General features: G+C 65.9%; 24 protein-coding genes. 10 read left to right on the forward strand and 14 right to left on the reverse strand.

Translation table 11 applies throughout. The features are described from left to right. Positions 1 to 52 precede the first annotated feature (52 nt). The gene (locus tag ACZ6DT_RS19065; protein WP_465596494.1) at positions 53 to 1,426 is read left to right on the forward strand and encodes a hypothetical protein; all 1,374 of its coding nucleotides are present in this window, start codon (positions 53 to 55) and stop codon (positions 1,424 to 1,426) included. Positions 1,427 to 1,494: 68 nt separating this feature from the next. Here the strand turns inward: ACZ6DT_RS19065 and ACZ6DT_RS19070 are convergent, their stop codons facing one another. Further along, positions 1,495 to 1,698 (reverse strand): cold-shock protein, encoded by a 204-nt coding sequence (locus ACZ6DT_RS19070; protein ID WP_465596497.1) that lies wholly within the window; start codon positions 1,696 to 1,698, stop codon positions 1,495 to 1,497. 438 nt (positions 1,699 to 2,136) lie between these two features. Between ACZ6DT_RS19070 and ACZ6DT_RS19075 the strand changes: the two genes are divergently transcribed. Beyond that, positions 2,137 to 2,457, forward strand: a complete 321-nt coding sequence (locus ACZ6DT_RS19075) for a hypothetical protein (RefSeq protein ID WP_465596500.1) — start codon at positions 2,137 to 2,139, stop codon at positions 2,455 to 2,457. A gap of 118 nt (positions 2,458 to 2,575) precedes the next feature. Continuing rightward, on the forward strand, positions 2,576 to 3,202 hold the full coding sequence (locus tag ACZ6DT_RS19080) for a hypothetical protein (protein WP_465596503.1): 627 nt from the start codon (positions 2,576 to 2,578) through the stop codon (positions 3,200 to 3,202). Here ACZ6DT_RS19080 and ACZ6DT_RS19085 read toward each other — a convergent pair. Both ACZ6DT_RS19085 and ACZ6DT_RS19090 read right to left on the reverse strand, forming a co-directional pair. After that, positions 3,199 to 3,471, reverse strand: coding sequence for a Tn3 family transposase (locus ACZ6DT_RS19085; protein ID WP_465596589.1), 273 nt, complete (start codon positions 3,469 to 3,471; stop codon positions 3,199 to 3,201). The genes ACZ6DT_RS19080 and ACZ6DT_RS19085 overlap by 4 nt on opposite strands. Before the next feature lie 336 nt (positions 3,472 to 3,807). Further along, on the reverse strand, positions 3,808 to 4,374 hold the full coding sequence (locus tag ACZ6DT_RS19090; protein ID WP_465596506.1) for a hypothetical protein: 567 nt from the start codon (positions 4,372 to 4,374) through the stop codon (positions 3,808 to 3,810). A gap of 690 nt (positions 4,375 to 5,064) precedes the next feature. Between ACZ6DT_RS19090 and ACZ6DT_RS19095 the strand changes: the two genes are divergently transcribed. From ACZ6DT_RS19095 to ACZ6DT_RS19105, 3 genes are all read left to right on the forward strand, one after another. Next, positions 5,065 to 5,523 (forward strand): Panacea domain-containing protein, encoded by a 459-nt coding sequence (locus tag ACZ6DT_RS19095; RefSeq protein ID WP_465596509.1) that lies wholly within the window; start codon positions 5,065 to 5,067, stop codon positions 5,521 to 5,523. Positions 5,524 to 5,528: 5 nt separating this feature from the next. Beyond that, complete coding sequence (locus tag ACZ6DT_RS19100) at positions 5,529 to 5,951, forward strand: hypothetical protein (RefSeq protein ID WP_465596512.1); 423 nt, start codon at positions 5,529 to 5,531, stop codon at positions 5,949 to 5,951. 84 nt (positions 5,952 to 6,035) lie between these two features. Further along, complete coding sequence (locus tag ACZ6DT_RS19105; protein ID WP_465596514.1) at positions 6,036 to 6,704, forward strand: hypothetical protein; 669 nt, start codon at positions 6,036 to 6,038, stop codon at positions 6,702 to 6,704. A gap of 115 nt (positions 6,705 to 6,819) precedes the next feature. Here the strand turns inward: ACZ6DT_RS19105 and ACZ6DT_RS19110 are convergent, their stop codons facing one another. After that, entirely contained in the window at positions 6,820 to 7,710 is an 891-nt protein-coding gene (locus tag ACZ6DT_RS19110) for an HNH endonuclease signature motif containing protein (RefSeq protein ID WP_465596517.1), read from the reverse strand. 705 nt (positions 7,711 to 8,415) lie between these two features. On the opposite strand from ACZ6DT_RS19110, the gene ACZ6DT_RS19115 reads away from it, so the two are divergent. Then, a complete protein-coding gene (locus ACZ6DT_RS19115; RefSeq protein WP_465596520.1) occupies positions 8,416 to 8,694 on the forward strand; it encodes a hypothetical protein in 279 nt (92 codons plus the stop codon). A gap of 3 nt (positions 8,695 to 8,697) precedes the next feature. Here ACZ6DT_RS19115 and ACZ6DT_RS19120 read toward each other — a convergent pair whose 3' ends face one another. The 6 genes from ACZ6DT_RS19120 to ACZ6DT_RS19145 all read right to left on the reverse strand — a co-directional run bounded on the left by ACZ6DT_RS19120 (position 8,698) and on the right by ACZ6DT_RS19145 (position 12,984). Then, on the reverse strand, positions 8,698 to 9,459 hold the full coding sequence (locus tag ACZ6DT_RS19120; RefSeq protein ID WP_465596522.1) for a class I SAM-dependent DNA methyltransferase: 762 nt from the start codon (positions 9,457 to 9,459) through the stop codon (positions 8,698 to 8,700). A 50-nt stretch (positions 9,460 to 9,509) separates the two neighbouring features. Next, complete coding sequence (locus ACZ6DT_RS19125; protein WP_465596525.1) at positions 9,510 to 9,881, reverse strand: hypothetical protein; 372 nt, start codon at positions 9,879 to 9,881, stop codon at positions 9,510 to 9,512. A 99-nt stretch (positions 9,882 to 9,980) separates the two neighbouring features. Further along, positions 9,981 to 10,550 (reverse strand): dihydrofolate reductase family protein, encoded by a 570-nt coding sequence (locus ACZ6DT_RS19130; RefSeq protein WP_465596528.1) that lies wholly within the window; start codon positions 10,548 to 10,550, stop codon positions 9,981 to 9,983. Positions 10,551 to 10,651: 101 nt separating this feature from the next. Next, a complete protein-coding gene (locus ACZ6DT_RS19135) occupies positions 10,652 to 11,074 on the reverse strand; it encodes a PPOX class F420-dependent oxidoreductase (RefSeq protein ID WP_465596531.1) in 423 nt (140 codons plus the stop codon). 17 nt (positions 11,075 to 11,091) lie between these two features. Beyond that, on the reverse strand, positions 11,092 to 12,306 hold the full coding sequence (locus tag ACZ6DT_RS19140) for a DUF4241 domain-containing protein (protein ID WP_465596534.1): 1,215 nt from the start codon (positions 12,304 to 12,306) through the stop codon (positions 11,092 to 11,094). A gap of 33 nt (positions 12,307 to 12,339) precedes the next feature. Continuing rightward, on the reverse strand, positions 12,340 to 12,984 hold the full coding sequence (locus ACZ6DT_RS19145) for a TetR/AcrR family transcriptional regulator (protein ID WP_465596537.1): 645 nt from the start codon (positions 12,982 to 12,984) through the stop codon (positions 12,340 to 12,342). A 95-nt stretch (positions 12,985 to 13,079) separates the two neighbouring features. Between ACZ6DT_RS19145 and ACZ6DT_RS19150 the strand changes: the two genes are divergently transcribed. Both ACZ6DT_RS19150 and ACZ6DT_RS19155 read left to right on the forward strand, forming a co-directional pair. Next, the gene (locus ACZ6DT_RS19150; protein ID WP_465596540.1) at positions 13,080 to 13,223 is read left to right on the forward strand and encodes a hypothetical protein; all 144 of its coding nucleotides are present in this window, start codon (positions 13,080 to 13,082) and stop codon (positions 13,221 to 13,223) included. Positions 13,224 to 13,270: 47 nt separating this feature from the next. Beyond that, positions 13,271 to 13,651 (forward strand): VOC family protein, encoded by a 381-nt coding sequence (locus tag ACZ6DT_RS19155; protein ID WP_465596542.1) that lies wholly within the window; start codon positions 13,271 to 13,273, stop codon positions 13,649 to 13,651. A gap of 72 nt (positions 13,652 to 13,723) precedes the next feature. On the opposite strand, the gene ACZ6DT_RS19160 is transcribed toward ACZ6DT_RS19155, so the two are convergent. From ACZ6DT_RS19160 to ACZ6DT_RS19175, 4 genes are read right to left on the reverse strand one after another with little or no spacing between them, the layout of a single operon-like run. After that, positions 13,724 to 14,113, reverse strand: a complete 390-nt coding sequence (locus tag ACZ6DT_RS19160) for a VOC family protein (RefSeq protein ID WP_465596545.1) — start codon at positions 14,111 to 14,113, stop codon at positions 13,724 to 13,726. Beyond that, positions 14,110 to 14,400: an ArsR/SmtB family transcription factor gene (locus tag ACZ6DT_RS19165; RefSeq protein WP_125788776.1), complete on the reverse strand. Its 291-nt coding sequence runs from the start codon at positions 14,398 to 14,400 to the stop codon at positions 14,110 to 14,112. Before ACZ6DT_RS19165 ends, ACZ6DT_RS19160 begins: the two co-directional genes overlap by 4 nt. 44 nt (positions 14,401 to 14,444) lie before the next feature. After that, on the reverse strand, positions 14,445 to 15,089 hold the full coding sequence (locus tag ACZ6DT_RS19170) for a response regulator (protein ID WP_465596548.1): 645 nt from the start codon (positions 15,087 to 15,089) through the stop codon (positions 14,445 to 14,447). Continuing rightward, positions 15,080 to 16,231 carry a sensor histidine kinase gene (locus ACZ6DT_RS19175; RefSeq protein WP_465596551.1) on the reverse strand — a complete coding sequence of 384 codons (1,152 nt, stop codon included), beginning with the start codon at positions 16,229 to 16,231 and terminating at the stop codon, positions 15,080 to 15,082. Before ACZ6DT_RS19175 ends, ACZ6DT_RS19170 begins: the two co-directional genes overlap by 10 nt. Positions 16,232 to 16,366: 135 nt before the next feature. Here ACZ6DT_RS19175 and ACZ6DT_RS19180 point away from each other — a divergent pair, with 135 nt between their 5' ends. Next, positions 16,367 to 17,017 carry a DedA family protein gene (locus ACZ6DT_RS19180; protein WP_465596554.1) on the forward strand — a complete coding sequence of 217 codons (651 nt, stop codon included), beginning with the start codon at positions 16,367 to 16,369 and terminating at the stop codon, positions 17,015 to 17,017. Positions 17,018 to 17,165: the final 148 nt, after the last annotated feature.

Here is a 17,165-nt window from a genome sequence, read left to right on the forward strand (position 1 = left end):
GTTCCAGTCGCGCGGAGGGCCGTGCGCCCGTGTCCGGATTGTGGGCCGTCCGATGGACACGACAGCGGTGAGCGCCACGCAGCGGTACGGCGACCTGGAGTTGGGCTTCACCACCCAGTCGACCCTCAACTATCGACACCCGAGCAACAGCACAGCCATTCACAAACCGGTTTACTACCAGGACCTGATCTGGTTCAGCACCGGCTACAAGGTCGGTCCGGTCGACCAGTCCGGCCTGGCCGGCATGTTGATGCTCAAGGATCGCTCTGCCAGCGGGGATCTGCTGAGGCCTCCGGTGCGGTGGGAGAGGATCGCGGAGCTGCCGTCCCCTGACCGGTGGCCGTACGGCTTGTGGCGGCCGATCCCGCCCGACGGGTACGTCGCGCTGGGCGACGTGTTCTACCGATGGGACATCCCACCGGAGACGTCCCCGGACTACTCGCGGAACATCGCGTGTGTCAAGCGCACCCACAACGGCCGCTCCTACGTCCGCGAGGGCGAGGTCGGCACCAAGGTGTTCGAGGTCGGCGACGTGAAGCTGTGGTCGGTGGTGACCCCGCCCTACCCCGACGGCGACCTCGACGAGCACCTGTACCTGCCGGTGGGCAATTTCACCGCGGTGACGTCCTCGGGAACGCCGTCGCCCACCGCGACGACATGGATCCTGGACCTGCCCGCGGTGGTGGAGAAGCGGGAGGGCCCGGAGATCCCCGAGTTGACCTCGCACGCCCGGCCTCCGGCGCAGACCGTGATCGCCGACCGGGTGGTCACCGTGCCCTACTACCTGGTCGACGACCGCGGCCGCGACGAGACGTGGAAGGTCGCCAACTCGCCCTTCTACAAGATCCGCCGCAAGCGCCACTACGAGCTGATCCTCTACCGCGACAACCGCAACGGCACGCAACCGCAACCGGAGTCCCAAGCGGTCACCACCGGCGTCACCCACGAGCAGGGCGAGACGTTCAGCGAGAACACCGGCATCACCGTGGGCATGTCGGTCGGGGTCTCGGCCGGGGCCAAACCCTTCGGCATGGGCACCGAGGTCACCGTGACCGCGTCGGTGTCGGCCACCGTCGAACTGGGCTACGAACGGCGGACCAACGTCTCCACCATGCGGCAGGAGACCAAGACCCGGGGACTGACCGTCCCGCCCGCCAGCTCGGCCTGCCTGTGGATGGAACACCACGAGATCGTCCCGGTCCGCGCCAACGGCGACACCCTCGGCTCCCAGGCCGCGCTCGGGTTCACCACCGACTACTACGTCACCGGCGAGTACCCCGGCGGCTCCGGCGCCACCTACTTCGAAGTCACCCCCGACGGCGAACAGACGGCCGGCCCCACCAGCCACCTGCCACCCGAACCCGCGACCCCCACCCCGGCGCCGGCCACCGACACCCGACCCGCCACCGTCACCACCGCCGACTGACCACACCCCGCAGGCCGGCACCGGCGGCACCGGCGACGGACCACGCCGTCCGCCGCCGGTGCCGGCGTTCAGGACGGGACGACGTTCTCCGCCTGAGGTCCCTTCTGGCCCGCGACGACGTCGAAAGTGACCTTCTGCCCCTCCTGCAGTTCGCGGAAGCCTGCCGCGCTGATCGCCGTGAAGTGCACGAAGACGTCGGGACCACCGCCGTCCTGCTCGATGAAACCGAACCCCTTCTCGGGGTTGAACCACTTCACTGTGCCGCTTGCCATGCTTCCTCCGTGCTCCGACAACGTTGATCACCCATCATTCCGTGCCCGCCGCAGGAGCGAACAGGAAGCGCACCCGTCACCACACCACCGCGCGTCACGGCACGCCCACCGCGCGACAACCTGCCCGGCGCGCCGCGCGAGCAGTCACCCCAACGAGCGCGCGTCCACGGCCAGGGCGCCGCCGGACACGGACAACCGCACGATGTCGGACAGCGCACAGCACGAGCACTTACCGCAGCCTGCCTGCCTTGAACGGTCGACGCTGACTTGACAGGGAAATCCGCTGCCGCGCGCTGAGCGGCGACCCGGACGACGGCTCCGTCATCACGCCCTCGTGCGGCGTTACGAGCACACAACAGGCCGCATCGCCGTTGCGGGACCCGCGGTCGCCGCACTCGTCAATGGCTGACAGCGTCGTGCCCGCGGAGATATCCGCTCGTGCTGGTAAGCCCGCGTATTCGTTCGACGCGTGCCCGCTACCTGGACGCTGCCGTCGAGCACCTGCGGACGCTGCCCGCCGAGATCCGCGAGCACGACGTCCTGGACGAGGACGTTGCCCGCGTCTCCCCGCTCAAGCACGCGAACCTCAACGTCCTGGGCGCTACACCTTCCGCCGCTCCCAGCCGGACGACGGCGGTCTGCGGCCCCTGCGCGACCCGGCCGCCGTCGGGCTCGATGAGGACGGCAACGACCAGGATGGGGTGTGAGACACGTGCCAGAAGGGGCAACATGATGATCTTGAATCCTGGTCCGCTATGAGTTGGGGTCCCGGGAGACGGGACAGAAACGGGTGGTCCGCGTCGCTGTGGGTCATCCGTACGGGTGGTCGGGAGCGGCCTGCCCGCCTGTCTGTGCACTGAGGTGCGAGGATGCGGTCATGCCTGCATGGAGTGATCAATTTGGTGTAGCACGCCGCCGGTTCCTCAAGGGCGTGTTCGCCACCGCCGCGGGCGGCGTCCTGGTACCGGCCGTTGCGCGTCCCGCGCGGGCGGCCGGCGCCCTCCCCCCTGTCGGGCAGACGGTCCGTTTGCACACCCTCGTCTACGGCGCCGTCATGACAAGCGGGCTTCACCCCGGCGAGCAGAGCCTCGACTTCACCGGCGCCCGTACGGTCAAAGTACTGGCGGGAGGCCCTGACTTCGTACGGCTGCAAACGCTCGACTTCATGATGAGGGCAACTCACCCGCTCTTCGGCCAGATCACGATGCGCCTGCCGGCCACCGACGTTTCGCCGCCGGGCACCCTGCGGGAGTCATCCGGCAAACTCACCGAAGCGTGGACCGAGAACTGCGAGATCACGTTGGAGAAGTCCGGAAGCCTGGAGGGCCCGTTCACGTTCGCCACGGAGAAGCCGCTGCGAGCAAATGCGGCCATGTCCAGCTGGCCGCCCGGCACGGCCGGCTCACCAGCAGGCGGTGTCACCTACTCGGTCCAGCCGCTGACGTTCACGTCAGGCGGCAGGCGGATCGACTTCAGGGCATTCCCCCTCATCGTCCGCGGCTAGCGCCGTAGCCCACCCCGCCCGCCCCCCGGGGGGGGCTTCAGACCGGTGGGTTGAGAAACACCTACCCAGCAGGCCCATGGTGATCGCGGTACGAGGCGTGCAACGCGGACCTGACGCTGCTGGCCGGAACTCTTCAGGGGACGAACGTCGTTGATCTCGCGCCGCAGCTCCGCGTCGGCGAGGTAGTCGCAGATGAACGCCGTACGTACCGCACGCCCGAGTTCCTCGATCGCCCGGTACGTCGGATGCTTCGGCCCGCCGCGGGTGATTGGGGGCCGCCACCAAGGCGTCCCGCGAGTACTGGACGGTGCTGCGTGACCAGCGGTAGGAGCGCCTCCGGAAGGTCAGCCCCCGCCTTCGCCATCTGGGCGAACCGGTTAGCTCCAACGGCTGTTCCATTGTTCCCCGAGGCCGGAATACCTCGACACCGAAGAAGACGCCGCCCGCTGGGTGTCCCGCGCGTTCACTGCCTCCCGACCGGGCTGCTCCGCGCTGGCGCCAGCCAAGTCGAACTGGCCTTGTGCGGCGTGGTCATCATGCTCGGCTCGGCCCTAGCCGAGCCCGACAAGGCGAATCAGTAGACCCCGATCAGATGTCAGCGGGGGTCAGTGGGTCCAAGTGATCGTGGACTGGGTTGACGCGACGCGCTTGAACCCCGGCAGGCCGTTGGGGCAGCTGGCCGGAGTGGTCAAAGCGCTCGACGGTACGGCAGTGGCGGTGCCACCGGCAAGGGCACCGCTGGTGATCGTCGCGGACAAGGTGGGGATGCCGTTGAGCGGGTTGACGTTGACGGTGAAGGTGAAACTGCTGGTAGCGGCGCTTAGGTCGGACCTGAGCCAGGACACCGTGCCCGTGCCCTTGATGGTCAGTTGGGGGCAGGCGGTGGCCGTTCCCTGGCCTGTGATGACGGCCGCCGACAGACCGGCTGCGGTGTCGGTGGGAGAAACGCAGGACGTCATCGCTCCAACGGCCCGGACCGTGGTGAGGCCGGTGCGGCCGAACTCGAGTTGAAAGGCGATGTTGCAGACGAGGTCGACGGCCGGCACCTGCACCGTTGACGCGGTCTGTGTTGTTGACGCCGTCTGTGTTGCTGACGCGGCCGACGCCGGGAGCGTGGTCAATAGCGCGACGACCAGGCCCGCAAGACAACGACGAATCAACGAGGACGACATGACGGCCCTTCTCTCCTGCGTTCCAGCGGGGCGCCACGATGATCGGCGTCCTCTGTCGCTACCGCGAGCACCATGGCACGCCCTGCGGACGGTGCCGCCATACCTGACGGATGACCACACCATCGAGTTGTCCTTCTCACCGAGACGGCCCAGCGACCAGCGATTTCACGCACGGCGTCGTCGTGAGGGAGACAGATCGCTCAGCTGAAGCGACGATCGGGGAAGAGAAAGTTCGACACTTCGCCGTGGGCGGGACGCCTCCCAACCGCGCGGACCCGGTGTGCGGGAACCCTTCAAGCCCCGAAGTGACAGATAGCGTGATCAGGTGACAGATAGCGTGGTCCGTCACACGTGGTCAGTCATAGTGACCTCGGCCACCGCCATGCCAACTAGCGCTGGGAGATGCCAACTAGCGCCTGTCGTCACAAATCTGGTTGCCTGATGCCCCCTGGCGGCATCTACATGATCGCTCATAGGTTCGAGGTAACTTGTATCGCCACAGGTCAAGAGTGCTGACCTGGTCTCATTTGGCACTCGATGCGGTGTCTAGTTGGGCCATTGGAGTGACTCTCGACATGGGGTGGTAACGGCTTACTCTTGGTCTGAGACACTGTGGATGAGCGGTGGAGAACCAGGCGAAACCTGTGGACAACCTGTGGACAACCGCGTGAGCCGGGGAGGTTGGTGCTGGTGAGTTACGACGCGCTCACGATCGCAAAATGGTTCGTGGCATGGGCGGACGCGGAAGACGACGCTGGCGTGTCGAACCTCAAGCTTCAAAAGCTCCTCTATTACGCACAGGGGCACTACCTCGCAATGCACGGGAAGCCTCTTTTTGAGGATCCCATTCAGGCGTGGTCGCATGGTCCTGTGGTCAAGGATGTCTATCATGAGTTCAAGGTATTCGAGGGGAACCTCGTATCCTTGGAGGACGGGGATCCTTTTCAGTGGGCTGATGTCGATGATGGAACAACTCAGTTCCTTATTCGAGTCTGGAACACGTACGGTGAGTTTGCTGCTTGGCGTTTGCGTAACATGACTCACTCTGAAGCCCCCTGGAAAGATAACTTCGAGCCTTCCGTGTATGGCAAAGAGATTCCAAAAGAAGATATTCGTAAGTTCTTTGCTTCTCGTGTCGGGCGAAACTGATAGTCGTGGCGCACAAGAACAGAGGAAAGAAGCCTGTCGATAAGGCAGGGCAAAAGCTTCCGAAGGCTGACGCGCCAGTCGACTACAATACTCAGACTCCAAAATTCTGTTTGCGACATCTGCACAAAGACTTTAACGTTCTAAGTCTAGTGGATAATGATGCGCGCTCCGCCTTCGCGACCGCCTTGCAGTCTCGTTCCCAGTTGACGTGGAAAGAGATAACCCTGGCGCCAAAGCACGGCTTGGGGCAAGAGTTTATTCCGAAAGGGCAGATAAAGGCGCCAATTCCGCCCGGATTTCAGGATCAAGAAAGATTCCTGGTGTTGCGCTATAATGGCAAGCTTCCTATGGCCGGAGTTCGAATCCTGGACATTTTTCATATTCTGTGGATTGAGCCCCAATTTGGAATGTTGTACGATCATGGATAGGCGGCTTCGCTTTAAAATGTTGGCCGAAGCGGGCATGGAATCCCTGGTCGAATGGGGTAAAGTGTGATCCCGCGGTATGGCGCTTTGGAACTCAATCCCACCTTGCCCGATGTGACGAGATTTTGGTTGCCGGACGACGACGAGGTGTCCGGAGAGGGTTTCGGATACTTCAGGGATACGTGGCTAATCTATGATGTTCAGCCCGATGAGGCTGCCCGTATTTTGGCTGAAGATCGTCGCCTTGTTGAGCTGGTTGGTTCATTTGCTGTCGATGGTGACGAGTATGATGGAATTGCATCGGCGATAGAAAGCCTTGATTCGGGGCGGATTCCTGAAACCTGCAAAAGTCGTCCGGGCTACCAGTCGGTTCGTAGCGAGGTCGGAGACGAAGAAGACGGCTCTCCTGTGGAGGCCCTGGAGCTGGGAGTGGCTGGCATCACGTACGCCCTCAGCGCAGCGGGCTTCCTGCCGGCCGCTAGTTGCCGAGGACACGCGGGACAGAGAACCTGGGCTGTTTATCCCGTGGTCTACGTCGCTACTGATCGTGACCATGCTGAGGCACTTGCTCCGCTGGTGGGGCAAAATGACTGCGGGTTCTCGCTGGACCCGGCCCGCAAGAACCTCTTGGTCGTGGAGGCTCCTTCGGCGCTGGAAATGCTAGGCCTTGCCGAGGCGGTTCTTGGTCAGATCGACTCCTTCAGCGGGCAGGCTTACCAGATGAGTGAGGAAATGCGCGATGCGTACGGCTACTGAGGGTGCCTAAACCTCATAGCAGAAAGTGTCTGGGTGTCTGCCTATAGTGCAGACACCCAGACACGTCCTTCAGCTGAATCGGCCCCGGAGATCCGGGTGATCCAGGGCGTTCTTGCTAGAAGAGACCCGGGATGTTCTTCTCTGCTGTCTCCTTGCGCTTTCGCGCCTTCCGCTCGCGCTCATGTTGCGTTACGCGGGCCTGGGGGCCTTCGGCTGGCCAGTCGGGCGCGGGTCCGGTCAGCTGGTAGGTGACGTGAGTTACGCCGTCGGCGTCCTTGGTGCGTTTCGATTCGATCGGCCATCCGAGCATGTAGCGCAGCTCGCGCAGGCGCTTGAGGGGGTCGCCCTTGTGGGTATCCCGGGCGACGAGAGACACCAGGGAGACAGGGCACGGGCGGTGGGCGGCGTGGAACGCCTTGAGGAGTTCGCCGATGCGTGTCCAGGGGTCGGGGCCGTCCATCGCATGCCGGATGAGCGGCCCGATGGCGTCGAAGCTGGCGAAGAAGGCCTTCTTGCCGTGGTTGTGCTTGGTGCACAGCGGTTCAAGGTTCTCGATGACTGTCTCGCCGCCCCATTCGCGCGGCGTGATGTGGTCGATTTGCAGCTTCACGCCGCCATCGTCGGGGCGGGGGCCGTGGCCGCACATGGCGCAGAAGCGGCCCTTCTGAATGAACACCTCCGCCTGCAACCGCGAGGAGATCGGCGTGTTGTCCAGCGGCTTCTCCTTGCGGGCGACGAGCTTGTATACCCATTCGCCGGATCCAGGCTCCTTGAACCGGTCAACGTCGAACGCTGCGTAGACCTCGCGGAGACGTCTGCCGGTGTTGGCATTGGTCTTGCCATAGATCTCATGCGACCGCTCCAGCCACTTCGACATGGGCTGCGGGGCGTCGCGGTTCTCAAACAGCCAGCGGTAGGCCTCGCGTACCTCGCGGCCCTTGATCAGGTTCTTGAGCTCGTCGCTGTCCGGGTGAGGCAGGCCGGGTGTGGTCGAGTCGATGCTCATGGTGAGCCACTCCTTCACGGTAGGGATCTATTCAGTGTCGGCATGACCGATGCTAGACCCCGGCGTGGCTCGAGTCAGGTGAATTAGCGGCCTTTACCTGGAATCCAGAAAACCTGTTGCCGCCGGACGATTCATTTGTCCGGCGGCAACGCTGTACTGATTGGCGCTGGTGGCGGGCTGCTGGGCGGGACCGCGCAGACATGATTAGGCGCCCACCTGCAGGCTTGTGCAGGGCGACGAGTCGGCGGAGTGACGGCTGTCACGATGACCAAAATGGCTCACCGCTGGGGCTGGGCCGCTGAGGGTCTCGAATCTCGGCTCGACTGAGCACTGGGATGATCCGAGGCGACAATGCCCGGCGGGCTGGGCGTTGCTTGGCCATCGTGGCGTACAGGCTAGGAACGCGCGCAAAAGCCGCACGGCGCGCCAGTAACGCATCTTGTTGTGCGCGCTCGGGTTGCGCTTGAGCGCCCGCAGTCAGCCTGCCCCGGGCGCAGTACGGGCGCAGGGGGTCCCAAAGATGTGAAACCGCTGGTCAGGGAGCTGTAGGTGTTTCCCTGTAAATCAGACGGCACAGCCTTCGGGGGTTCGAATCCCTCACTCGCCACACCGAAGCGGCCTCGTGACCAAGTCACGGGGCCGCTTTTGTCGTGCCTGAGTGACATCACCTCGAGTTGGTGGTCAGTAACCAGTAACTTGGTGCCTATGGCCGGCCGGTTGGTCCCCCGCACGGACGTCTCGCCAGGTTGGGCCTCGCGTCGGTGGGCACGGCGTGATCGGCAGTGTGCCCCGTTCTCGCTGCTCGGCTTCGCCGTGGGAGGTGTCTTCGCGGTGATGCCCGAACTCGTTCTCGTCGGTGTGCCCCCGGAAGAAACGGCCAGCGTGCTTTCGCTCAACCAGATCGCCCGCGGCATCGGAATGGCCGTGGGCAGCGCACTCGCCGGCTTGCTCCTCACCACGCACAGAACTCCGCGAGCGTCCTGACCGTCAGTTCGGTGCACGCTCCCAAACCGACACGTGTTCGGTGCTCTCGGCGGTGAGTTCCGAGCGATCCCAGCCCGCCCAGCGGTGCTTCAGACGCATTCCGGCGATGCGCGCCATGAGGTCCATCTCGGCGGGCCAGACATACCGGAAGGGGATACGGCGGAATCGCCCCTGTCCGTCCGGTGTCACGGTGACGTGGTTCGACGTGAACTCCTGGGTGACCACGTCGTACTGGTCGAACCCGACATAGCCGGGTGCCACCGCGAACGGGACGATGTCCTGCCCGGGTGGCAGGCGGCGCAGCTCCGGCAGGCCCACCTCGACGACGAACAGCCCGCCCGGCCGCAGATGCGCGGCCGCGTTGCGGAAGACGTCGACCTGCCCGTCCTGGGTGGTCACGTTGCCGATCGTGTTGAACACCAGATAAACCAATGAGAACCGACCGGCCACCCGGGTCTTCGTCATATCGCCGATCGTGACCTCGACGGCGTCCCCACCCGGTTTGTCCGCGATCCGGGCCGCCATCGCCCGGCTCAGTTCGATGCCGTGCACCGGCACGCCGCGCGCGGCCAGCGGGATCGCGATCCGCCCGGTTCCGACGGCGAACTCGAGCACCGGACCGTCGGCCAGGTCTTCGAGGACGTCCACCGCGGAGGTCACCACTTCGGGCGCGTTCGCTCCGCCCGGCGCGTCATAACCTGCGGCGACACTCTCCGGGAACCAGCCGTCCGCCGGATCGTCTTCCCTGTTCGTCTCACCGATCACGGTCGCCGACGCTACGCCCGCGACCGTGTGCCTCTCATCCCATTTTCCCGTCACCGGCGGCGATCCGGCCTTTGCGGCCACGCCGGATGCCTGTTCGGTTCGCCCAAATCCTCGAGGTAGGTGTACTCACTGAAGTCGTCATCCGTCGTAGGTGGCTTTCGGGCGCGACGGGGTTCGGCCGGTGCGGCCTCCGCCTCGAGGCCCGCGGCGACCTCGGCCAGCAGCGGCCACAGCTTTTGCTGCGCTCTCGGCACGAACAGCGCCTGCGCGATCGCGTGCTCGCAGTTCCCGGCGGCGACCTCCTCCCAGCTGAACTTGCCGTCCCGGACACAGTCGGCCGCCCGGGCCAGCCGCGGCGGGACGTCGGGCCGTTCCGACGCGCGGCGGAACACCTCGGCCGTGAACTTCGACGCGTCGACCATGCGCGTCACCTCCGTCGTTCTCCCGTCGCCAAGCCGGGGTACGACCCTACCGAAGGGCCGATGAGCAGCGGACTTCCCGCCGCACGACCCGGTGAAGCGTCAGCTCGACGCGGCCCGGTACCGCAGCAGCACGATCCCGGAGGCGAACGGCCGCTCCTCCACCAGCCGAAGCTTCGGGACATCGGTGGCACCCTCGAACAACCGACGGCCTTCGCCGACCACGACGGGATAGACGAACAGCCGGTATTCGTCGACGAGGCCCTCGGCGATGAGCGCCCGCACGAGCGAGATGCTGCCGGTCGTCACGATGTCCTTGCCTTCGGTGGCCTTCACCCGCTCGATCTCCGAACGCAGCTCGCCGGAGAGCACCGTCGTGTTCGCCCACTCCGGCTCCGTCAGCGTGCTCGAGACCACGTACTTGCTCACCGAGTCGAGATAAGCCGAGATCCCTGTCTTGTCATCGGTTTGCTTCGGCCAGTACCCGCGCATGTCTTCGAAGGTGACGCGTCCGAGGAGCAACGCGTCGGCGTTCTCACGTTGTTCACGGAGCACGGCCAGCACATCCGACTGGTCGACGTCCGGATCGGTGTCGCCAGGGCTGAACCAGTCGCCCGCCAGTTCGATGACGCCGTCGATCGTGCTGTTCTCCGTGACGATCAGCTCCCGCATGGATCCGACCGTACCGCCGACCCCCGACAAGAATGGACCGATGACCGAGCCGCCCGCCCACGAACCGAGTTCGCCTGGACGGTCCCTGGAATCGAGCTCCTCTACGTCTCGCCGTGAACCGCTCGCCTCGACGGGTACCAGGTCTCACCCGCGGGCTCTCCCGCCATGTTCCAGCTCCAGGACACCTTCGGCGTGACGCGCGCGTAGATGCCCGGGCCGACGGCTCCCATCCGTTCGGCCGGATCGTCGGCCTCGCCGTAGATCCGGACGCCGCGGGCGATGAACGGGTCGAGGGAGACCAGGTCGTCGATGATCAACGCGACTTTGCGCTGACCCGCTTGGATGTTGCGGAACTTCCGGGTCGCGAGGACCGACGCGCCCACGCCGCCGACCCAGAACTGCGTCCCGTCGAACTCGAACGACAGTGGGACGACGTCGGGCTGTTCGCCATCCTCGGACAGCGTCGCGAAGCGGGCTAGGGGTTGCGAGCGCAGGTATGCGATCTCTTCCTCTGTGAAAGCCATGGCGCCATCATCCTCGCTCAAGCCGTCAGAACCTGCGCGTGACTGAGCACCAGCATGTCGGTGACGAAGCAGACCGGCGTGCCGTCGGCCCCCCGGCCGATCCAGGTCGGATAGCTCCCGTCTCCCCAGCCGGCGGAAAACGCGATGATGTTGCCCTGGATGTCGTCCAGGGTGATGTCGACGTGGGGATCCGCCTCGGCGAACTTCTCGATGAGGTCGTCGTCCACCTCCTCGGGAAGGGCAGCGGCATCGGCGAAACAGCCTGTCCCGCTGTCCACGCCGTAGCCGTAGAACTCCCCGTCCCCTAGGAAGAGCGGGTCCTGCCCCGGCCAGAGCGCGGCTTCCCACGAGGCGGCCGGAACGTCGGCGATGACGAGTTTGGCGGCGGCGACCCGCTTGTGGGTGGGTTCGTCGACGAACCGGAGCACGGCGAGCTCGACCCGGTATTCCCCTGGCGGCACGGTGACCGTGAAGTGCCCGGTCTCCCGATCCAGGAAGGCCGGGTCCGAGGCGACGAGCCTCCCGCTGGGCATGCGGAGTTTCCCGGCGTCCCGAAGCTCCACCTCGACGACGTCATGGTCTTCGTGCAGCGAAAACCGCGTGCCCGTGGTGAACATCTGCTCCATGGCGGAAGGACGCATCGGAACGGACGGCCGCCAAGGTCGCCGGTCGACGGGGAGCGGCGGATCGGTGTCCGGAGCGTCCGGCGTCCGGAGGGTCAGCTGCTGTTTATTCGTGAAAGGTTTCCAGTCACCGAAGGCGGGTTTCGGCATGGTCAGCTCGGACACCGACTTTCGCACGCGGCCGCTGCTGGAACCGCCGCCGTAACCCTTGGGTGCCCGTTCCTCCCAGCCCTCGCCGTCGGGGCCGAAGGACATTTCCACGCGGCCGGCGCTCTGCTCGTCGAATTCCTGCTGGTCAACGAAGTGGTAAGTCCAATGGTCGACACCCACCAGGAACAGGTCGCCGGTTTCCAGAACGCGGAACTCGTAGAGACCGCGGCGCCTGCTCCGGCCATCGAACTGGACGGAGCGGGCGAACCGGTGCTTCCAGGCGATTTCGAGCAGCAGCAGTGGCACCTCGGTGCCGGGACGCGTCAACGCGACGGCGTACTGCTCTCCGGCCGCGTCACGTTCCCGCGCGGTGCCGGGCGAAAGCCTTCCGATCAACGCGCGGGCGGCCGGATCCCAGCCTTCGCAGTAGACGACGTCCAGCAAAGTCCCCTCAGACATGGAGCGAAACCTAGCGGTTACCCCCGACAGAACTCACGCTTTCTCGCGGATCGCGTAGTCGCCGAAGGCCGGTTCCAACAGTTCGAAAGCCCGCTTGGTCGCCTTCGTGAGCGCCTTGGCGATCTCCTCGTTGCTCTCGCCGGCGTGCGAGCGCCGGAGGACCTCGCGGAAGAGCACGCGGTCGATCGCGTTGAGTTCGGCGGCCGCCATGATCGGGGTGACGTCGTCCGCGTCGGCCCCGGTCTCGGTCGCGAGCAGTTCGGCGAGCGCCGCTTCCCGCAGTTCGTGCAGTTCCCGCAGCCGCGCGGTCAGGGTCGGGCTCTCCAGCACCATTTTCGCGAAGACGGGCCCGGTGAAGCCGATCACGGGTGAGTGCTCCGCCACCGCGTCCAGGAACGTGCGCCGTAGCGCGGCCAGGGCCGACTCACCCGCCTTTCGGTCGCGGACGGCGTTCGCCAGCCCCTTCGTGAACTCCTCGTGCTGGTCGAGCGCCAGGTCCTCTTTACGGGCGAAGTAGTTGGTGACGGTCTTCTTCGCGACTCTCGCCGCCGCGGCGATCTCGGCGATAGTCGTCTCCTCGAAGCCCTTCTCGATGAAGAGGAGCGTCGCCTGGTCGGAGATCAGCTGCCGCGTCTCCTGCTTCTTGAGCTCTCGCAAACCCACATCCATGCTGGTCATGGGCGAAGTTTACCACCGACATAAAAATATCCTTGACTTCCTGTAGGTCGGATGTAAAGTTACGTCCGTACTACCGACCAGAGAGAAGAGGCTCCTTGACCGCTCGAGTCCCCCAAGGCAACGAAGGCACCAACCGCGCCCAGGTCCGCCGGAACGACCGCCGCCATCAGCAGCCGTTCCCCGGCCGCTCGACGCCGGCGCGCCGCTCGATCGGCGTCCCGCGCCGCCGGTCGTACTGACCGATCAGCTCATCCGACAACGCACTGCCGACCGAAGGGGATAGCCCATGAACGTCCTTGCCTCCACCGTCTCGTTGACCGTCGACGACGTCGCCGCCTCCAGCCGTTTCTTCACCGAGCACTTCGGCTTCGCCGAGCAGATGGCCGCGGAAGGTTTCGTCTCCCTCGGGCACGAAACCGCGAAGGTGGCCATCGTGCTGCTCCAGGCGGGCATCGAGGTCCTGCCGGAGAACCTGCGGCAGCAGCGCGCGTCCGGGGTGATCGTGGCCTTCACGGTCGAGAACCTCGAAGCCGAGGAGAAGCGCCTGCGCGACGAAGGTGTCGAGATCACGTTGCCGCTGCGGGAAGAGCCCTGGGGAGAACGCCTCTTCATGGTCACCGACCCGAATGGCGTGCCCGTGGAACTCGTGGAATGGGTGCAGCAGTAAGGAAACACCCCATCTTGGTGGAAACGAAGCGGGGCTTGGTCCACAGCGGACCAAGCCCCGCTTTGCCGTGGCTTACTTCATCGTGGCGAGCTGGATGAGGTTGCCGCAGGTGTCGTCGAAGACGGCGGTGACGACCGGGCCCATGTCGACGGCGTCCTGGGTGAACTCGACGCCCAGCCCCTTGAGCCGTTCGACCTCGGCGTACACGTCGTCGACGGCGAACTGGGTGAACGGGATACCGTCGCCCGCCAGCGCCTTTTTGAACGGCTTCGCCGCCGGGTGGCCGTCCGGTTCCAGCAGCAGTTCGACGCCGTCGGGGTCGGCGGGGGAGACCACGGTGAGCCAGCGGGCGTCGCCGGTGGGCACATCGTGCTTTTCGATGAACCCCAGCTTCTCGGTGTAGAAGGCGAGCGCCTTGGCCTGGTCGTCGACGAAGACGCTGGTGATGTTGATCCGGATCACGGGTTCGGTTCCTCTCGGTCGATGGGCCATCGCTCGACGATCGAGCGCAGCGGGCTCGTGTCGAGGTGGTGGAACTTGTAGCGGCCCTGCCGCCGGGTGTGCACCAGGCCCGCCTGTTCGAGCATCGCGAGATGCTGCGAGATGGCCTGCCTCGAAGAGCTCAGGCCATGTTTCATGGTCAGCCTGCCGCAGATCTCGAACAGGGTCTGACCGTCCTTTTCGGTCAGCTCGTCCAGGATCGCGCGCCGCGTCGCGTCGCCGATCGCCTTGAACAGGTCGCCGTCCACGACTCAGTTATAGGCAAGTCGTCACTTGCCTGTCAACTCGGCGGTCAGGAACCGAGGTAGCGCAAGATCGCGAGGACGCGGCGGCTGTAGCCGGCGGCGGTGGCCAGTTCGAGCTTGTCGAAGATGGCGTTGACGTGCTTCTCGACGGCGCTCAGCGACACGAAGAGCGACTCGGCGATCCCGGCGTTCGTGTGGCCCTGCGCCATTTTCTCCAGCACTTCACGCTCCCGGACGGTCAGCTTCGCGAGCGGATCGGTGTGCGTGGTCCGCGCGAGCAGCCGCCGGACCACCTCCGGATCGAACGCCGCCCCACCCGCGGCGACCCGGTCGAGCGCGTCCAAAAATTCGCCCACCTGGGCGACCCTGTCCTTCAACAGATAGCCGACGCGTTCGCCGTCGCCGGTGATCAGTTCGGCGGCGTAGCGCTTCTCGACGTACTGGGAGAGCACCAGGACGCCGATCTCCGGCCACCGTTTCCGGATCTCGAGCGCCGCGCGAAGACCCTCGTCCGTGTGGGTCGGCGGCATGCGGACGTCGGTGACGATCACGTCCGGCCGATACGCCGCGGTCGTCGAGAGGAGCGCTTCGCCGTCGCCGACCGACGCCAAGACCTCGTGCCCCTCTTCGACCAGCAACCGGACCAGCCCCTCGCGCAGCAGGGTCGAGTCTTCGGCGAGGATCACCCGCACGGCAGCACCGCCGTCACCACGGTCGGCCCGCCGAGCGGACTGTCCACAGTGAACTCACCGTCCGCGGCCGCGACGCGCATCGCGAGACCGGAAAGACCGCCGCCGGACTCCCGCGCCCCGCCCGTGCCGTCATCGGTGATCCGCACCCGCACCCTGTCCCCGTCCCGTTCGGCCTCGATGTCGATCCGCGTCGCCGCGGCGTGCTTGATCGTATTGGTGACCGCCTCGGAAGCGACGAAGTAGACGACGGTCTCGATGGCCGCCGGTGGCCGTTCCGGCAGGTCGACCCGCAGGTGGACCGGCACCCCGGAGCGTTCCGCGAGTGCTTCCAGCGCGGGGTGCAGCCCGTCCGAGTCCAGCGCGATCGGATACACCCGCCACGAGACCTCGCGGAGGTCTTCGAGGGCACGCTGGGATTCCTCGTGCGCCTGCCGGAGCAACTCCGACGCGTGACCGGGATCACCGGCGCGCCGCGCCCGGCCGAGCAGCATCCCCAGCGCGACGAGCCGCTGCTGGACGCCGTCGTGCAGGTCTCGTTCGATCCGGCGGCGCTCTCCGTTGACCGCCTCGACCACCTCCGCCCGGCTGGTCGCGAGTTGGGAGACCCGGCGGCGTAGCTGTTCCTTCTTGCTGGGGCCGAAAAAGCTCATCGCCAACTTGTTGTCCAGCGCCGCGGCCCCGATGAGTCCTTGCAGGGAAAGGAAAATGAGCAGCGCGCCGAAGAGCAAGGTGGTGACCGGGTCGTACCAATCGGCCGGGGCGTCGCCGCCGGGCGACCTGCCGTCGAGGAGCTGATACCCGATGATCACGCCGGATCCGGCGCCCAGCAGAATCAGGCAGAAGACCCCGGCGCTGAGCAGCCCGATGACGCAACGCGGGACCAAGTAGGCCATCGCGCGGCGTCCGGTGTAATCCGTCGCGTTCTCGGCGCCGAAGTACTTCTCGAGCCGCTGTCGCTCCATTTCGGACAGTGCGCGGGCGCCCGAGAAGACGGGCCGCCGCAACGCGGGGACCGCGAGCGCGATGCCGCCGAAGAGCACGTAGAAGAACTCCGCGACCGCTGTCGTGGCGCCGATCGCCAGGCCCAGCGTGCCACGGACCATCTTGCGCAGGTAGCGGCGCACCGCGGCCGGAACAGGCATAGCGCCAGGTTAGCGGGGTGTCCGAAGGTCGGTATTGCGGTTTTCCTCAGTGATTCGTGCCGCTTCACCACAGGGTGCGGAACCCGGGCAATTCGTACGTTCGTTGGTACTCGCAGACGACCACGAAAGGCCGCCATGAATCTCCTCCTCGCCGAAACCGCCAACGAATCGATGGGCGGCCTCGCCGGCTGGGCAGTGTCACTGATGGACTCACTGGGAGGTCCTGGTGCCGCGATCATCGTCGGACTGGACAACCTGTTCCCGCCGATCCCGAGCGAACTGGTGCTGCCGCTCGCCGGGTTCTCCGCCAGCCGGGGCACGTTCACCCTGGTGGAAGCGCTGGTGTGGACCACTTTCGGCTCGGTCGCCGGCGCGGTCGTCGTGTACTACCTCGGCCTGCTGCTCGGCCGCGACCGCACGCGCCGCTGGATGGCGAAGATCCCGCTGGTCAAGACCTCGGACTTCGACAAGACCGAAGCCTGGTTCCAGAAGCACGGTGCCAAGGCGGTGTTCCTCGGCCGGATGGTGCCGATCTTCCGGAGCCTCATCTCCCTGCCCGCCGGGATCGAACGCATGCCCTTCTGGCGGTTCCTGGCCCTGACCACGCTGGGCAGCCTGATCTGGAACACCGGGTTCGTCCTTGCTGGTTACGGCCTCGGGGAGAGCTGGCATCTGGTCGAGAAGTACGCCGGGTTCTTCCAGTACTTCGTGATCGCCGCCGTCGCGGTCGCGCTGATCCTCTTCGTGGTGACCCGGCTGCGTGAGAAGGACCGCACCGACGCCTGAGCCGTGGGGGGGGGGGGGGGGGGGGGGGGGGCAAGGGGGGGGGGGGGGGGGGGGGGGGGGGGGGGGGAGGGAGGGGGGGGGGGGGGAGGGGGGGGGGGGGGGGGTGGGGAAGGGGGGGGGAGGGGGGGGGGGGGGGGGGGGGTGCGGT

This window comes from Amycolatopsis sp. NPDC041971, assembly GCF_055588925.1.

Excerpts from the sequence above, each read along its gene's own strand:
- ACZ6DT_RS19065 (WP_465596494.1), top strand. The coding sequence starts at position 53 with ATGGACACGACAGCGGTGAGCGCCACGCAGCGGTACGGCGACCTGGAG.
- ACZ6DT_RS19070 (WP_465596497.1), bottom strand. The coding sequence starts at position 1,698 with ATGGCAAGCGGCACAGTGAAGTGGTTCAACCCCGAGAAGGGGTTCGGT.
- ACZ6DT_RS19080 (WP_465596503.1), top strand. The coding sequence starts at position 2,576 with ATGCCTGCATGGAGTGATCAATTTGGTGTAGCACGCCGCCGGTTCCTC.
- ACZ6DT_RS19090 (WP_465596506.1), bottom strand. The coding sequence starts at position 4,374 with ATGTCGTCCTCGTTGATTCGTCGTTGTCTTGCGGGCCTGGTCGTCGCG.
- ACZ6DT_RS19110 (WP_465596517.1), bottom strand. The coding sequence starts at position 7,710 with ATGAGCATCGACTCGACCACACCCGGCCTGCCTCACCCGGACAGCGAC.
- ACZ6DT_RS19115 (WP_465596520.1), top strand. The coding sequence starts at position 8,416 with ATGGCCGGCCGGTTGGTCCCCCGCACGGACGTCTCGCCAGGTTGGGCC.
- ACZ6DT_RS19125 (WP_465596525.1), bottom strand. The coding sequence starts at position 9,881 with ATGGTCGACGCGTCGAAGTTCACGGCCGAGGTGTTCCGCCGCGCGTCG.
- ACZ6DT_RS19130 (WP_465596528.1), bottom strand. The coding sequence starts at position 10,550 with ATGCGGGAGCTGATCGTCACGGAGAACAGCACGATCGACGGCGTCATC.
- ACZ6DT_RS19135 (WP_465596531.1), bottom strand. The coding sequence starts at position 11,074 with ATGGCTTTCACAGAGGAAGAGATCGCATACCTGCGCTCGCAACCCCTA.
- ACZ6DT_RS19140 (WP_465596534.1), bottom strand. The coding sequence starts at position 12,306 with ATGTCTGAGGGGACTTTGCTGGACGTCGTCTACTGCGAAGGCTGGGAT.
- ACZ6DT_RS19145 (WP_465596537.1), bottom strand. The coding sequence starts at position 12,984 with ATGACCAGCATGGATGTGGGTTTGCGAGAGCTCAAGAAGCAGGAGACG.
- ACZ6DT_RS19155 (WP_465596542.1), top strand. The coding sequence starts at position 13,271 with ATGAACGTCCTTGCCTCCACCGTCTCGTTGACCGTCGACGACGTCGCC.
- ACZ6DT_RS19175 (WP_465596551.1), bottom strand. The coding sequence starts at position 16,231 with ATGCCTGTTCCGGCCGCGGTGCGCCGCTACCTGCGCAAGATGGTCCGT.
- ACZ6DT_RS19180 (WP_465596554.1), top strand. The coding sequence starts at position 16,367 with ATGAATCTCCTCCTCGCCGAAACCGCCAACGAATCGATGGGCGGCCTC.